Annotated in this window: 16 protein-coding genes; 2 read left to right on the top strand and 14 right to left on the bottom strand. The window is 55.2% G+C overall.

Annotation, left to right across the window (positions count from 1 at the left end; all coding sequences use genetic code 11):
- Positions 1 to 142 precede the first annotated feature (142 nt).
- The 6 genes from ycfP to hinT are packed head-to-tail and all read right to left on the bottom strand — an operon-like array spanning position 143 to position 3,931.
- Positions 143 to 685 carry an alpha/beta hydrolase YcfP gene (ycfP, locus tag AC6I8T_RS07995; protein ID WP_021185619.1) on the bottom strand — a complete coding sequence of 181 codons (543 nt, stop codon included), beginning with the start codon at positions 683 to 685 and terminating at the stop codon, positions 143 to 145.
- 39 nt (positions 686 to 724) lie between these two features.
- Positions 725 to 1,768, bottom strand: coding sequence for a beta-N-acetylhexosaminidase (gene nagZ, locus AC6I8T_RS07990; protein WP_208725519.1), 1,044 nt, complete (start codon positions 1,766 to 1,768; stop codon positions 725 to 727).
- An 18-nt stretch (positions 1,769 to 1,786) separates the two neighbouring features.
- Positions 1,787 to 2,602 (bottom strand): thiamine kinase, encoded by an 816-nt coding sequence (gene thiK / locus AC6I8T_RS07985; protein WP_208725254.1) that lies wholly within the window; start codon positions 2,600 to 2,602, stop codon positions 1,787 to 1,789.
- Entirely contained in the window at positions 2,589 to 3,185 is a 597-nt protein-coding gene (gene lpoB, locus AC6I8T_RS07980; protein ID WP_021185616.1) for a penicillin-binding protein activator LpoB, read from the bottom strand. The genes thiK and lpoB overlap by 14 nt, the downstream gene beginning before the upstream one ends.
- A 10-nt stretch (positions 3,186 to 3,195) precedes the next feature.
- Positions 3,196 to 3,561 (bottom strand): YcfL family putative periplasmic lipoprotein, encoded by a 366-nt coding sequence (locus AC6I8T_RS07975; protein ID WP_021185615.1) that lies wholly within the window; start codon positions 3,559 to 3,561, stop codon positions 3,196 to 3,198.
- Positions 3,562 to 3,580: 19 nt separating this feature from the next.
- The gene (hinT, locus tag AC6I8T_RS07970; protein ID WP_013508671.1) at positions 3,581 to 3,931 is read right to left on the bottom strand and encodes a purine nucleoside phosphoramidase; all 351 of its coding nucleotides are present in this window, start codon (positions 3,929 to 3,931) and stop codon (positions 3,581 to 3,583) included.
- A gap of 352 nt (positions 3,932 to 4,283) precedes the next feature.
- Here hinT and AC6I8T_RS07965 point away from each other — a divergent pair, with 352 nt between their 5' ends.
- The gene (locus AC6I8T_RS07965; RefSeq protein WP_497833690.1) at positions 4,284 to 5,876 is read left to right on the top strand and encodes an MFS transporter; all 1,593 of its coding nucleotides are present in this window, start codon (positions 4,284 to 4,286) and stop codon (positions 5,874 to 5,876) included.
- Between the two features lie 9 nt (positions 5,877 to 5,885).
- The gene (gene bglB, locus AC6I8T_RS07960; protein WP_497833689.1) at positions 5,886 to 7,025 is read left to right on the top strand and encodes a beta-galactosidase BglB; all 1,140 of its coding nucleotides are present in this window, start codon (positions 5,886 to 5,888) and stop codon (positions 7,023 to 7,025) included.
- Between the two features lie 49 nt (positions 7,026 to 7,074).
- Here bglB and ptsG read toward each other — a convergent pair whose 3' ends face one another.
- The 8 genes from ptsG to acpP form a co-directional block, all read right to left on the bottom strand.
- Entirely contained in the window at positions 7,075 to 8,508 is a 1,434-nt protein-coding gene (gene ptsG / locus AC6I8T_RS07955; protein ID WP_021185612.1) for a PTS glucose transporter subunit IIBC, read from the bottom strand.
- Between the two features lie 288 nt (positions 8,509 to 8,796).
- Positions 8,797 to 9,588 carry a metal-dependent hydrolase gene (locus AC6I8T_RS07950; RefSeq protein WP_497833688.1) on the bottom strand — a complete coding sequence of 264 codons (792 nt, stop codon included), beginning with the start codon at positions 9,586 to 9,588 and terminating at the stop codon, positions 8,797 to 8,799.
- A gap of 18 nt (positions 9,589 to 9,606) precedes the next feature.
- A complete protein-coding gene (holB, locus tag AC6I8T_RS07945; protein WP_497833687.1) occupies positions 9,607 to 10,596 on the bottom strand; it encodes a DNA polymerase III subunit delta' in 990 nt (329 codons plus the stop codon).
- Complete coding sequence (tmk, locus tag AC6I8T_RS07940; RefSeq protein ID WP_021185609.1) at positions 10,593 to 11,228, bottom strand: dTMP kinase; 636 nt, start codon at positions 11,226 to 11,228, stop codon at positions 10,593 to 10,595. The genes holB and tmk overlap by 4 nt, the downstream gene beginning before the upstream one ends.
- Positions 11,218 to 12,237 (bottom strand): endolytic transglycosylase MltG, encoded by a 1,020-nt coding sequence (gene mltG / locus AC6I8T_RS07935; protein ID WP_497833686.1) that lies wholly within the window; start codon positions 12,235 to 12,237, stop codon positions 11,218 to 11,220. Before mltG ends, tmk begins: the two co-directional genes overlap by 11 nt.
- On the bottom strand, positions 12,234 to 13,049 hold the full coding sequence (pabC, locus tag AC6I8T_RS07930) for an aminodeoxychorismate lyase (RefSeq protein WP_208725248.1): 816 nt from the start codon (positions 13,047 to 13,049) through the stop codon (positions 12,234 to 12,236). The genes mltG and pabC overlap by 4 nt, the downstream gene beginning before the upstream one ends.
- Positions 13,050 to 13,169: 120 nt before the next feature.
- On the bottom strand, positions 13,170 to 14,411 hold the full coding sequence (gene fabF, locus AC6I8T_RS07925; RefSeq protein ID WP_208725247.1) for a beta-ketoacyl-ACP synthase II: 1,242 nt from the start codon (positions 14,409 to 14,411) through the stop codon (positions 13,170 to 13,172).
- Between the two features lie 87 nt (positions 14,412 to 14,498).
- Entirely contained in the window at positions 14,499 to 14,735 is a 237-nt protein-coding gene (gene acpP / locus AC6I8T_RS07920) for an acyl carrier protein (RefSeq protein ID WP_208725246.1), read from the bottom strand.
- Positions 14,736 to 14,767 lie beyond the last annotated feature (32 nt).

The raw sequence follows: 14,767 nt of genomic DNA, 5'->3' as shown, positions 1-14,767 counted from the left end.
TGGCGAAATTAAATCGCGAGCTGAGGGCAGAATATCATGGCGGGATCGGGATATCACAACAAAATTGATGTACATCAATCTTTCAGCGGCATTATCAGAATGTTACACAAACATTGCGCCGCATCACACGGCGCAGGCAGGATTAAACCAAGGTTTTGAAGGCTTTGATGCGTTGAAGATGCGGTGCGATGTTCCTGAATTTATGGCTGGCTTCTTCGTCCCAGACAATTTCATAGAAGTGATGCAGCTGTGCGGCACTGCGTTGATTATCCAGCGCTTCATCATGGCGTGATAAAATGGCGAGGCAGTGATCGCGGTTCTTCTCGCGAAAATTGTTGACGCATTTGGTGGCGATATCGGCGTACTCTTCCGGGCGATCGATCTTGCCCTCCATATTCTCTTCCGGGAACAGGTTAGGATTAAAGATCACCTGGCGAATGCCACACAGAAAGCCGATACGTTCGGCCCAATACCCCCCCAAGCCGACACCACAAATCAGCGGCCGATCATCGGCAGCCTGATGCAGCAGCTTGTCACACTCTTTCAGCAAAAACTGCATATCGTGTTTTGGGTGGCGGGTGCTGTAACTGATCAGCCTGACGTCCGGGTCAATAAACTGCAATTGCAGCACCTTTTCATGGTTGCCCGGACTGTTGGAATCGAAACCGTGCAAATAGATGATCATGATTATCCTCAGCGTGGTGAACGTTCCGGGCAGCGGCCGTTATCTGCCCGACGCTTTGTGTGCCAGCCAGCGGTGTTGCAGCTCACTGAGCTGGCGCTGATTCTGCTGCCAGCGCGTGCTCGCCTGTAGCATATCGCGCGTGAATCGTCCCTGATGGTATAACTGCGCCACCCGCGTCGCCCCGATCGGGATCAAATTATCCAGCACGCTGATCGCCCCCTGACGATGGTTACATACCAGAATCATGTCACATCCGGCGTTCAGCGACTGTTGCGCGCGTTCAGCGTAGCTACCCATGACGGCGGCGCCTTCCATCGACAAATCATCGGAGAAAATCACCCCGTCGAAGCCCAGCTCCTCACGCAACACGGTTTTCAACCAGTAAGGCGAACCGCTGGCAGGTAACGGGTCCACCTCAGTATAGATAACGTGGGCGGGCATCACCGCATCTAACGCACGCTCGTCAATCAGTTGCTGGAAGATCGCCATATCATGCTGACGCAGGGTGCCGGCATCACGCGGATCGCGTGGCGTCTCTTTATGCGAATCGGCGCTCACCGCACCGTGTCCGGGAAAATGTTTGCCGGTGGTTTTCATACCCGCTTCATGCATGCCCGCGATAAAGCGACGCGCCACTTGTAAAGCGATGTGCGGATCGGCATGGAACGAACGATCGCCAATCGCCGCGCTGATATGACCAATATCCAGCACCGGAGCAAAGCTGATGTCGATATCCAGCGCAATCATCTCCGCCGCCATTTGCCAGCCTGCCTGCTGCGCCACGTCTCCTGCGGTCGGCAGATCATGCAACGCCGCGAACGACTGCATTGCCGGTAACGTGGTGAATCCTTCACGGAAACGTTGTACCCGCCCACCTTCCTGATCCACCGCGACCACCAGGCGGCTATGCGATGCCGCACGAATCTGCCGCACCAGTTCAGCCAACTGCGCCGGGTCATGATAGTTGCGGGCAAACAGAATCAGGCCACCTACCAACGGATGTTGCAAAATTTCCCGCTCCTCGGCGTCAAGCTCATAGCTTTCGACGTCGAGCATCAGTGGTCCGGGGGTATTCATCGTCATCATATCAATCCTGTAAAATCAAAGGTCTTGCCAGCTGGCACGCGCCAGTTGCTCCAGCGTGTCATCCTGGCTCTGCTCGGCGCGGAGTTGGTACCAACTGGCCATCAACACCTGTAGCCACGGCTGCCATTGCTGAATTTGCCGCTGCAATACGGCGGGAATCAGCTGCGTCGCCTCGGCATAAGTCGCGATCCATTCCTGTTGCTGTGCTGGATTGACCGCGCAAATTGCCGCGAGTTCCAGCGCGACGTCCCCGTCGGCCGCATACTCCCAGTCAATCAGACGCAGTCCCGCATCGGTCATGATCAGGTTCCCGGCGTGAACATCCATATGGATGGGAGCCAGACGTAATGGACGCGGCTCACCCACTTTCGCCAACCGCTGCAATCGGCGCTGCCAGCGCCAGTGTTTCTGCTGACAAAGCTGCCAGTAACGCTGCAACAGCGGCGTAAGGGAGAGCCGATAGCCGGTCAGCGGCTGTTGATGCAGACGTTGCAGTAACGCCACCACCGCCTCACGCTGTTGGCTGAATTCGGCGTCTGACAACACCTCTCCCGTTATCCACGGCAACAGCAGCCAGGGCTCGCGCCAGCCCAGGGGGCGAGGTGCCAGTTGGGAGGCCTGGAGTTTGTTCAGCAGACGATATTCACGCTGACGGTCGACAAAGGGAATCGGTGAGCCAGGTGCGCGCCGCGCCAGCAATGAACCCTGCCCACTATCGATGCGTACACTCTGTCCACTCAGACCTGGCAACGTGAAAAAATGACCGCCAGCTTGCGCCGTCGGCCATTGTTGTTCAATCAGATAATTCAGCTGAATATCAGGGCTGTGCAACACCGTTTCCTGACCAGATAATTTCGCCGGTCTGCACCAACATCAGCTGCATTTGTAACGTCGGGGATTTCACATCACCCGCGGCGTTGCTGTACAACACATATTGCGCGTTCACGTTACGTGCCAGGCCAATCGCCTTGCTGCGCGAGTTGAGGCTGTCGTCCGCCGATAAACCCAGCGCCTGTTTCGCTTGCGCCAGTTGCTCCGGCGTTACCAGGGTAAACTTGCCGTTGTTCGCCAGCGCATTCTGGATAGCATCGGTGGCTTTGTCGCTCTGCAACGCGCCATTGGTGCTGTTCTTGATGCGATCCACCATCAGCACGCTGCCCGGATTGACCCCGGCTGATTGCACCATGTTGGCCACCAGCGGTTGTACGCTGGCGCTCCAGTTGATGGTTTTCAACTTAGGCGGCTGTGGCACCGTTTCCGGTGGCTGTTGCGGCTGGGTTGGCGGCGGAACAGGCTGAGTCGGTGTCGTCGGTTGGGTCGGTTCTACCGGAGCCGGTGTTTGCTGTTTAATCACACAGCCGGTCAGCATCAGCGCAAATAACAGCGCGCCGGAACGTTGTAAACTGCGAATCACGGATTACTCCTCAGAGATAAAGATAGAGACGCACCTTGCTGGCGGTCAGATTGCCGATTTGCGATGCGGCTTCCACGCTGCCATGCGCGGGAACCGTTAGCGTCTGCGCCGGTTCGCGCGGCGTGATTTCCAGCCCCTTATCGTCGTACCAATAATAACGATAGTGTACAGTGACCGGCGTTTCGCGTTGATTGTAAAGCACGCTGGCAGCGCGCAGTTGCCCATCATTACCCGCCAGCTTCGGCTCATCGGTGATGATACCGGCCGACAGCACTGACGATTCCATCACCAGCGATTGCGAAGTATTGATCATCGGCTTATCACTGCTGCAACCCGCCAGGGTCAGCAATAACAGGCCGCTCAGCCATTGACGCATAGCAAGTCCTGCCTGAGGTTTAGTCAACCAACATCGGTCCAAGCGGTTTGCCGCCGACCAGATGCATATGAATGTGGTAAACCTCCTGGCCGCCATGACGGTTGCAGTTCATGATCAGACGATAGCCATCTTCGGCGATCCCTTCATCACGGGCGATTTTCGCTGCGACGGTAATCATGCGCCCCAATGCCTGCTCGTGTGCGGCCTGCACATCATTCGCGGTGGGAATCAGCACGTTAGGGATGATCAGAATATGCGTAGGTGCTTTGGGTGCGATATCACGGAAGGCGGTAACCAGTTCGTCCTGATAAACCACGTCAGCGGGGATTTCGCGACGGATGATTTTACTGAAAATGGTTTCTTCAGCCATGGTGCATTTCCTTAAACCTGGAGTTTAGTCAGGCAGTATGCGGGAGGAATTCTGTTTCTTTCAACCTCGGGACCACTTTTCTTACATTAAATGGCTGCGTTTACATCACTTTTCCGCGCCATAAATCGCGTCGCGACACAATTCTGACATTTTTCCCACCACGAAAATGAAACACTGTTTTATAAATTAGATTTATCACCATCGTTTCTTTGCGATTTTGCCACTTGTGCAGGGAAGCTTGCCAAATCGCGAAGGTTTAGCACCGCTTCCCGCTCTACTTTCTAACCAATCCGAGCCAGCTGTCCGGAAGGATGAGGGATGTACACCACATTTGTCTCAGGGAGTACCTGCAATGCGCTCACGTAAGATTGGTTTGGGCCACTATCTGGCATATGGCTCCGGGGATTTCCTCGGCGCAGGCACCACGGCGCTGACTGCCGCCTGGCTGCTGTATTTCTACACCACGTTTTGTGGACTGACCCCTATCGAAGCCACCTTTATCTTTGCTGCCGCGCGCGTGCTGGATGCGCTGGTCAGTCCGTTAATGGGTTTTCTCACCGATAACTTCGGCTCCACCTGGCTGGGTAAACGCTTTGGTCGCCGCAAGTTCTTTATCATGCTCGGTATCCCCTGCGTCTTCAGCTATAGCCTGATGTGGATCGCCGACATGAGTTTCTGGTGGTATCTGCTGACCTATTTGTTGTTCGATATTGTCTACACCATGATTCTGGTGCCCTACGAAACGCTGGTGCCAGAGATGACCGATGATTTCAAACAGAAAACTCGCTTCTCGGGCGCACGCATCGCCCTGGCGCAGCTGTCGGCGATTTTGGCGGCGTTTCTGCCGGGTATCCTGATTGGCTGGTTCGGCAAAGAAAATCCGCTGTCGTTCTTCTATGCCAGCCTGGTGTTCGCGGTGATTTGCGCCCTGGTGCTGACGCTGGTGTGGCGCTTTACCTGGGAGCGCCACCCGGCTGATTTTTCAGCGGAATCCCTGCGTGCCGAGCAGGAGAAATCCGGCCTGTCGCTGTGGCAAAGTCTGAAACGCCTCTACATCGAACTCGGTTCGACGCTGCGCATTCGTATCTTCCGTCAGCATCTCGGCATGTATCTCGGTGGCTACATCGCGCAGGACGTGTTTAACGCGGTCTTCACCTGGTACGTGGTATTCGTGTTAATGCAAAGCGCGCAGATTGCTTCCAGCCTGATGGGCACCATGGCGGTGCTGCAATTTATCGCGGTGATGGCGATGATCCCACTGTGCATCCGCCTGGGACCGGCACCGGCGTATCGTCTGGTGGTGATACTGTTCGGCCTGAGCGCCCTCTCCTATGCAGGCCTGTGGTACACCGGCATGAATAACAACATGGCGCTGCTGGTGCTGATTTCCGGCCTGGCCGGACTGGGACGGGGTGGCATCAACTATGTGCCCTGGAATACCTACACCTATATCGCCGATGTGGATGAAGTGGTCACCGGTCAGCGCCGTGAAGGGATCTTTGCCGGCATTATGACGCTGACCCGCAAAGCCTCTCAGGCCGGAGCCGTCATGCTGGTTGGCATCGTGTTGCAACTGGCGGGATTTGTTTCCGGGCATACCACGCAGGTACCGGCGGTAAGCCACACCATTCTGGCGATCCTCAGTATCGGCACCGTCTGCGTACTGACCTGCGGTTTTCTGGTGTCGCTGCGCTTTAAACTCAATCTGCATACCCACACCGTGTTGCGTGAAGAGACGCTGAAGATGCGTGATGCCGGGCGTCCAGTGCCGGAGCGTATCACCCCGGAAGCACGCGAGATTGTCGAAACGCTGGCGGGGATGCCCTACGAACATTTATGGGGTAACAACAACGTTGGCTACCTCAATCGCCTTAAGCCCGCGGCACCGCCTTTACCGCGAAAAGCCAGCGCGCTACATCCTCTCCCTGCCCCTTCAAAACGATAGGAATAGATCATGACCGTATTTCCGGTAAAACATAGCAACTTGTTACGTCAGCCCGAGTATCTGCTGCCGCGTAAGGAATTGGTGCAGCTGATCCATCAGTTAACGCAAAATCTGGTCAATATCCGCGACGAAAGCGGCGAATTTCTGCTGCGCCTCGATGATGGCCGCGTAATTGATACCAAAGGCTGGGCAGGTTGGGAGTGGACGCACGGTATCGGGCTGTATGGCATGCTGCATTTTTATCAGCAGACAGGCGACCTGGCCACGTTGCAGATCATCGATGACTGGTTCAGCACCCGCCTGGCAGAAGGCACCCCCACCAAGAACGTCAACACCGTCTGTCCGTTTTTGACGCTGGCATACCGCTATGAAGAGACGCGCAATGCAGCCTGGCGACCGGTACTGGAGCGCTGGGCGGAATGGGTAATGTATGAGATGCCACGTACCGAAAACGGTGGATTGCAGCACATCGTCTATAACAACGAAAATACCCAGCAGTTGTGGGACGATACCCTGATGATGAGCGTGATGGCGCTGGCGAAGATTGGTCAGTTGCTGGAACGGCCGGAATTTGTTGAAGAAGCGAGTTTCCAGTTTCTTCTCCATACCCAATACCTGATGGATCGTCAGACCGGTTTATGGTTCCACGGCTGGAATTTCGCCGGCCGCCACAACTTTGCCGCCGCGCGCTGGGCGCGCGGCAACAGTTGGGTCACCATTGTCATCCCGGATTTCCTCGAACTGATGAACTGGCCGGAGCAGCACGCCACGCGTCGTTTCCTGCTTCAGGTGCTGGAAAGCCAGGTCAAAGCGCTGGCCGACTGCCAGCACAGCAGCGGCCTGTGGCATACCCTCCTGGACGATCCACACAGTTACCCCGAAGCCTCCGCCACTGCCGGTTTTGCCTATGGCATCCTGAAAGCGGTGCGCAAACGCTATCTGTCACGCGACTATTTGCCTGTCGCGGAAAAGGCGTTACGTGGCGTGATTGCCAATATTGATGACGATGGCGAGCTGAAGCAGGTGTCGTTTGGTACGGCGATGGGTAACGATTTGGACTATTACCGTCAGGTGCCCCTGACGTCGATGCCTTATGGTCAGGCGATGGCGCTGCTGTGCCTGACAGAGTATTTACGGGTGTATTTATAACAAAACGGCCCCCACATTGGGGGCCGTTGTTTATCACTCGTCGGAGTGATTACATATTACGGATATAGTCATCCATTTCAGTTTTCAGGTTATCGGACTTGGTGCCGAAAATCGCCTGAACACCGGAACCTGCCACCACCACGCCACGCGCGCCGAGGCTTTTCAGTTCAGTCTGGTCAACTTTGCCCACATCAGCCACGCTGACGCGCAGACGGGTAATACAGGCATCAAGGTTAGTGATGTTCTCTTTACCACCGAATGCAGTAACCAACTTACCCGCCATTTCACTACCGGTCGCACTGCTCTGCTCAACGGCGTTATCTTCACGACCCGGCGTTTTCAGGTTCAGCTTGGCAATCAGCACGCGGAATACGGTGTAGTAGATCAGACCGTAGATGATACCGACAATCGGGAACAGCCAGATTTTGCTGCTGTTGCCGCTCAGCACGATAAAGTCGATCAGACCGTGTGAGAAGCTGGTGCCATCACGCATACCGAGCAGAATACAGATCGGGAATGCCAGACCAGCCAGAATGGCGTGAATCACATACAGGATCGGTGCCACGAACATAAAGGAGAACTCGATCGGCTCGGTGATACCGGTCAGGAACGAGGTCAGCGCAGCGGAGATCATGATACCGCCCACTTTGGCGCGGTTTTCTGGTTTAGCTGAATGCCAGATAGCGATAGCAGCGGCTGGCAGACCATACATTTTGAACAGGAAGCCGCCAGACAGTTTGCCCGCAGTCGGGTCACCGGCCATATAACGCGGAATGTCACCGTGGAACACCTGGCCTGCCGCGTTGGTGAATTCACCAATCTGCATCTGGAAAGGTACGTTCCAGATATGGTGCAGACCAAACGGCACCAGCGCACGTTCAACCACGCCATAGATACCGAAAGCAACCACCGGGTTCTGATAAGCCGCCCATTGCGAGAAGTCCTGAATCGCGGTACCCACCGGTGGCCAGATGAAGGACAGCAGCACACCCAGTACGATAGCCGCCAGGCCAGAGATAATCGGCACAAAGCGTTTACCGGCAAAGAAGCCAAGGTATTCCGGCAGCTTGATACGGTAGAAGCGGTTAAACATATACGCCGCGATCGCACCGGCGATAATCCCGCCTAGTACGCCGGTATCGGCCAGATGTTTCGCCTCGATTTCAGCCGCAGGCAGATGCAGCACCAACGGGGCCACGACTGCCATGGTTTTCACCATAATGCCGTAAGCCACCACCGCCGCCAGCGCAGAGACGCCGTCGTTGTTGGTAAAGCCGAGCGCCACACCGATGGCAAAAATCAGCGGCATGTTGGCAAACACCGAACCGCCAGCCTCGGCCATCACATGCGATACCACCGCAGGTAACCAGCTGAAGTTGGCAGAACCAACACCTAATAAAATACCGGCGATCGGCAATACCGACACCGGTAACATCAGCGATTTACCTACCTTTTGCAGGTTCGCAAATGCGTTCTTGAACATAGCGTGAAGCTCCTGAGTATGAGTGCATTTCGCGCAGTGCGCGTGGCAGAGGGGGGAGGACCCTCTACCGGGATGACGCTGAGCGTCTTTTGATTTATTACGAAGAGTAAAATAAATAGAATTTTCTTACTTTGACGGCTATCACGTTTCGCTCATGCCACTGTTCGGCTTTCAGGTAATTCTGACTGACTTGCTGCTATTTACGACAATAAATGACTGGCTGTGCCCTTTCAGGCACAGCCAGTCTGATGAATTTCTGATTAATTACAGAGTTTGAAATAAAGTGTCTTAACCGCCCAAGCGGCTCATCGGGACATGAAACAGGCGGGAGAAATTTTCGGTGGTTGCGGCTGCCAGCGTTTCAATATCGACGCCCTTCAGTACCGCCATATAATCAGCGACATCGCGGGTAAACGCCGGTTGGTTCTCTTTGCCACGATGCGGCACCGGTGCCAGATAAGGTGAATCGGTTTCGACCAGCATCCGGTCGAGCGGCACATAACGCGCCGCATCGCGGATCTGCTCGGCATTACGGAACGTCAAAATTCCGGAAAAGGAGATATAGAAGCCCATATCCAGCAGTTTCTCTGCTGTTTCCCGATCTTCGGTGAAACAGTGCAACACGCCGCCGCACTTCTCCACCTGTTCCTCGCGCAGGATTGCCAGCGTGTCTTCACGCGCGTCGCGGGTATGCACGATAATCGGCTTGTTAAGCGCAATCCCGGTACGGATATGCTCACGGAATGAAGCCTGCTGCTGCGCTTTGGTTTCCTGCTGATAGAAATAATCGAGGCCGGTTTCACCCAACGCGATCACCTGATCTTCCGTCGCCAGACGACGAAACTCTTCAACATCGTACGGCGTTTCCTGATTAAGCGGATGCACCCCGCAGGCCAGCGCAATGTTGTCGCGCTCACCCACCAGCGCTTTCAGGGTGTGGTAATCCGGTAAGGTGGTGGCAATTGCCAGCATAAATTTCACATCGCGTGCCGCCGCTTTGGCGATCACATCATCCAGGTCACGATGCTGCTTTTCATAATCCAGGCCATCGAGATGGCAGTGGGAATCAACAATAAACATACTTCTCTCTTTTTACCGTTATCCGAAGGTGGCCGGGCTGAGCAGACGACTCCAGCTCAACAGGCGATCGGTCAACATTAATTCACGATTGAGCGCCGCCACCTGTTGCAGTTGCTCGCGGCACTGCATCCACAACTGCACGCTGGCATTCAGGGCGTTGCTGTTTAATTGCTGCGCCAGTAACGTCACCACATCGGGACGATCGCCATTGCTCAGCCAGCGACTCGCGCCTTGTTGCACCTTCATCGCATCGACCAGCAACGAGAGGAGCCAGGCGAGACGGTCAGCAACGTCATCGCTATTCAGGCATGGCAACAGTTGCAGGATGTCCTGCTGCAACGCACCCGCCAGCGCATTACACAACGTCTCGCGGGTCTGCCAGCGCTCAGGCTGCAACAAGGTCAACGCCGCCGCAGGCGCACCGTTACTTAAACGCAACGCCGCACGCAACGTCTCTTCCGGCTGCGAAATCTGCTTTTGCAGCCATTGCAGGCTGTGGATTTCATCGGGTGGCGACAGATGCCAGGTCATACAACGGCTACGCAGCGTGGCAAGCAGGCGCGAGGGTTCGCGGGTACTGAGGAAAAACCAGGTATTGGCGGGTGGCTCCTCCAGGGTCTTCAACAAGGCATTGGCCGCCGCTTCGGTCAACTGCGCCGCATCCGGCAACCACACCACTTTGGCCCCACCCTGCTGGGCAAAATGGTAGAGTTTTTCCGTCACATCACGCACTGCATCTATCCCCAACGAGGATTTGCCTTTCTCGGCTTCGAGTCGATACCAATCCGGGTGCGTCTGCGCTTGCATCAACTGACAGCCGTGGCAGTGTCCACAACTCTTCAACCCTTCCGGTTGCTGGCACATCAGCCAGCGGCTGACACCCCATACCAGAGCATTATCACCCATCCCTTCAATCGCCTGAATCAGCAGCGCATGGTGCGCCTGGCCGCTCTGATGCCGGGTAATGATGCGCCGATAGGGTTGATTCAGCCACGGATACCAGTTCATGCCGTCTGACCCACCAGCCAGCGCTGCACCGCCGCTTTGATTGACGCGGTCACCTGCGGCAATGTTTGAGTGGCATCGATGGTGATAATGGTTGGATCCTCGGCCGCCAGGGCCAGATAACGCTCGCGGGTGCGCTCAAAAAAGCGCAGCGATTCCTGTTCAATCCTGTCTAGTTCACCGCGCGCACGCGCACGCTGCAAACCAATTTCCGGTGTGACATCGAGGTACAGCGTGCAGTCCGGGCGAAACTCGCCCAGCACCGCATCACGCAGCGTCGTCATCAATTGCGTGTCGAGGCCGCGTCCACCGCCCTGATAGGCCTGCGATGAGAGATCATGACGGTCGCCGATCACCCAGGCACCCCGTGCCAGAGCTGGCTTAATCACGTTTTCCACCAGTTGCACGCGTGCCGCATACAACATCAACAATTCGGCTTTGTCCGTCACCTGCTCGCCATCAATGCCCTGCTTAACCAGCACGCGCAACTGCTCCGCCAGCGGCGTGCCGCCCGGCTCACGGGTAAACACCAGATCATCAATGCCCTGCTCGCGCAGTACCTCGACCACCGCATCACGCGCGGTGGTTTTGCCTGCCCCTTCAAGGCCTTCAATGACGATAAACTTACTTTTCATTTTTTTCCTTCATTGCCAGCCGATACGCCTGCACGGCTTTATTATGGCTGACCAGATTGGTGGTGAAGGTGTGACCACCTTTGCCATCCGCAACAAAATAGAGGTAATTGGTTTTTTCCGGGTGTGCTGCCGCTTCAAGTGAAGCCCGGCCCGGCATCGCAATCGGCCCCGGCGGCATACCGCTGATGGTATAGGTATTGTAATCGGTTGGCGTGTCGAGATCTTTACGCGTGATAGTACCGGTGTAGTTATCACCCAGGCCATAAATCACCGTGGGATCGGTCTGCAACTTCATGCCAATCCGCAGACGGTTGATAAACACCGAGGCGACGCGTGCACGTTCTTCACTGACGCCGGTTTCTTTCTCGATGATCGACGCCATCGTCACCAGATCCTGCTCCTTTTTATAGGGCAGATTATCCATGCGACCTTGCCAGATCTCATCCACCAGTTTGTTCATCCGCGCATGGGCGCGCTCCAGCAACGCGACGTCACTGGTGTTGGCGGTATACAGATAAGTATCAGGATAGAATCCGCCTTCAAGCTGGTTAGCATCGAGTTTCAGTGCCGCAGCCACCGTCGCGAACTGGTCATCTTTCAGGGTGTGCTTCAGATAAGGTGCGGCACGCAACTGCGCCAGCCACTCCTTGAGGCGAGAACCTTCCACAAAACGGACCGGGAACTGCGCTTCTTTACCACTCGCCAGCAATTCCAGCAATTGACGGACGGTCATATTGCTTTCCAGTCGATAAGTACCGGCCTTAAAGCGCGCCAGTTCCGGCTCCAGCTTTAATAAGGGACCAAACCACAGGCTCGGCGCGATAACATGTTCGCGCTCCAGTTGCGCTTCCAGCGCCACCCGGCCAGTGCCCGCAGGCAGGGTGAAAATGGTTTCCTGGTGCAACGTCAAAGGTGTATCGGCGAAACGTTCAATCTGCCAATAGCTAAAGGCCGCAGCGAGGCCAATAATCACCGTGGCGCCGGCGATAATTTTTTTCATTCGAGTCATGATGCTTCCATTTTCTGGCAACTGGCGAGCAGTTGCTGGTACAGCGAACGTGCGCTAAACGTAATGTCGTCAATGCTACGCACGGGTAAAACTGGCATCAGGGCATTGCATATCACCACTTCATCTGCGGCGAGTAGCCTCTCTCTGCTGCCATCAATCAACTGACAATCCTGACCTGCGGCTGCCATCTGCGCCATCAGATAACGCCGCATAATCCCGGCAACGCCAGCCTGTTCAAGTCGCGGCGTGAAGACGGTGTCGCCCTCACGCCAGAATAAATTGGCCGCACAGCATTCCACCACCGTCCCCTCAGTGTCAAGCACCAGCGCCTCGTCGGCGTCGGTCTGGTCAAGATGATGGCGAATCAGCACTTGCTCCAGTCGGTTGAGGTGTTTGATCCCCGCCAACAGCGGGTTACGTCCCAGTCGTACCGGGCTGGTTACCAGACGTACGCCCTGCTGTTGTAGCGCCTGATAATGCTGCGGCCAGGGGGAAAGTGAGAGAATACGTGTTGGGGCGCTGCATCCTGCACGGCTATAACCGCGTCCACCTGCGCCTGGGGTCAATATGACTTTTAACACCGCCTGTTGTTGGTTGTGCGCGGCAACGCGCATTTCCGCTTCGAGCTGCTGCCAGTCAGGTTCAGCCATCAGCAACCGCTCACAACCCTGTTTCAGACGTTGCAAATGCGCCGCAAACAGTTGGATCTCGCCCTGCTGTACCGCCGCCGTGGTAAAACAGCCATCACCGAATTGCACCGCCCGATCGCGCGCGGTCAGTTGCGTCTGTTCTGCGCCATTTATCCACATCATAACGACCCCAATCAATTGACCTTGCTTTGAATAGCATTGAAGGCCGTAAGATTCTATGCAACTGCGTGACAAAATATAAAAAAGGCCCGCATTGCGGGCCTCTGTCTGGAACGATGTGACTTACACTTTGCGGAAAATCAGTGAACCGTTGGTTCCACCGAAACCGAAGGAGTTACACAGCGTGTATTCCAGACCACTCACCTGACGCGCCGTGTGTGGCACGAAGTCCAGATCACAGCCTTCATCAGGGTTATCGAGGTTGATGGTCGGTGGAATTGCCTGATCGCGCAATGCCAGGATTGAGTAGATAGATTCTACCGCGCCCGCAGCACCCAACAGGTGACCCGTCATCGATTTGGTTGAGCTGACCATCACAGAGCTGGCTGCCGTACCAAAGACCGATTTCACCGCCTGCGCTTCCGCTTTATCACCGGCTGGCGTTGAGGTGCCATGCGCGTTGACGTAACCGATCTGTTCCGGATTCAACTGTGCATCACGCAGAGCGTTGACCATAGCCAGCGCCGCGCCTGCGCCGTTTTCCGGCGGAGAGGTCATGTGGTAAGCATCGCTGCTCATGCCGAAACCGACAATTTCAGCATAAATCTTCGCACCGCGTTTCTTCGCGTGCTCATACTCTTCCAGCACCACAATGCCTGCTCCGTCACCCAGCACAAAACCATCACGATCTTTGTCCCACGGACGGCTTGCCGCCTGCGGATTATCGTTACGGGTGGAGAGTGCACGCGCCGCACCAAAGCCACCGACACCCAGAGGGGTACTGGCTTTTTCTGCACCACCGGCCAGCATGACATCAGCATCGTTGTAAGCAATGATGCGTGCCGCATGACCAATGTTATGTACACCCGAAGTACAGGCCGTGGCGATAGAGATGCTCGGACCTTTCAGGCCATACATAATCGTAAGATGACCCGCGACCATGTTTACAATGGTAGAAGGCACAAAGAACGGGCTGATTTTGCGGGGACCGCCATTGACCAGCGAGGAATGGTTTTCTTCAATCAAACCCAATCCGCCGATGCCGGAACCAATCGCCGCACCAAAACGACCAGCATTTTCTTCAGTTACGACCAGACCGGAGTCCTGCATAGCCTGTATGCCAGCAACGATGCCATATTGGATGAAATCATCCATCTTGCGCTGATCTTTGCGCGAGATGAATTCATCACAATCAAAATCTCTTACCAAACCTGCAAAACGTGTTGCATAGGCACTGGTATCAAAATGGTCGATCAGGGTAATGCCGCTCTGACCGGCAAGGAGAGCACTCCAGGTAGACTCTACGGTATTGCCGACAGGAGACAACATGCCAAGACCGGTCACAACTACACGACGCTTAGACACGTTCGTCCTCCAGGGAGGGATAAAAAAAAGCTATGTGGGACAAACTATAAAACTCAGGCGGTCGAGCGACCGCCTGAAGGATATTCATTAGCCTTGGTGGCTAGTGATGTAGTCGATCGCTGCCTGAACGGTAGTGATTTTCTCAGCTTCTTCGTCTGGAATCTCGGTATCGAACTCTTCTTCCAGAGCCATAACCAGTTCAACGGTGTCAAGAGAATCAGCACCCAGGTCGTCAACGAAAGACTTTTCATTAGTCACTTCTTCCGGTTTCACGCCCAACTGCTCGATGATGATCTTCTTAACTCTATCCTGAATGTCGCTCATGCTATTAAATTTCCTATCAAAACTCGCTTTCG

It is taken from the genome of Pantoea sp. X-Soil-OKNW-556 (assembly GCF_059730695.1).
Note: the sequence above shows the minus strand (reverse complement) of the source record. Positions and strands in the feature narration are given on the sequence as shown.

Excerpts from the sequence above, each read along its gene's own strand:
- ycfP (WP_021185619.1), bottom strand. The coding sequence starts at position 685 with ATGATCATCTATTTGCACGGTTTCGATTCCAACAGTCCGGGCAACCAT.
- nagZ (WP_208725519.1), bottom strand. The coding sequence starts at position 1,768 with ATGACGATGAATACCCCCGGACCACTGATGCTCGACGTCGAAAGCTAT.
- AC6I8T_RS07975 (WP_021185615.1), bottom strand. The coding sequence starts at position 3,561 with ATGCGTCAATGGCTGAGCGGCCTGTTATTGCTGACCCTGGCGGGTTGC.
- hinT (WP_013508671.1), bottom strand. The coding sequence starts at position 3,931 with ATGGCTGAAGAAACCATTTTCAGTAAAATCATCCGTCGCGAAATCCCC.
- AC6I8T_RS07965 (WP_497833690.1), top strand. The coding sequence starts at position 4,284 with ATGCGCTCACGTAAGATTGGTTTGGGCCACTATCTGGCATATGGCTCC.
- bglB (WP_497833689.1), top strand. The coding sequence starts at position 5,886 with ATGACCGTATTTCCGGTAAAACATAGCAACTTGTTACGTCAGCCCGAG.
- ptsG (WP_021185612.1), bottom strand. The coding sequence starts at position 8,508 with ATGTTCAAGAACGCATTTGCGAACCTGCAAAAGGTAGGTAAATCGCTG.
- AC6I8T_RS07950 (WP_497833688.1), bottom strand. The coding sequence starts at position 9,588 with ATGTTTATTGTTGATTCCCACTGCCATCTCGATGGCCTGGATTATGAA.
- holB (WP_497833687.1), bottom strand. The coding sequence starts at position 10,596 with ATGAACTGGTATCCGTGGCTGAATCAACCCTATCGGCGCATCATTACC.
- tmk (WP_021185609.1), bottom strand. The coding sequence starts at position 11,228 with ATGAAAAGTAAGTTTATCGTCATTGAAGGCCTTGAAGGGGCAGGCAAA.
- mltG (WP_497833686.1), bottom strand. The coding sequence starts at position 12,237 with ATGACTCGAATGAAAAAAATTATCGCCGGCGCCACGGTGATTATTGGC.
- pabC (WP_208725248.1), bottom strand. The coding sequence starts at position 13,049 with ATGATGTGGATAAATGGCGCAGAACAGACGCAACTGACCGCGCGCGAT.
- acpP (WP_208725246.1), bottom strand. The coding sequence starts at position 14,735 with ATGAGCGACATTCAGGATAGAGTTAAGAAGATCATCATCGAGCAGTTG.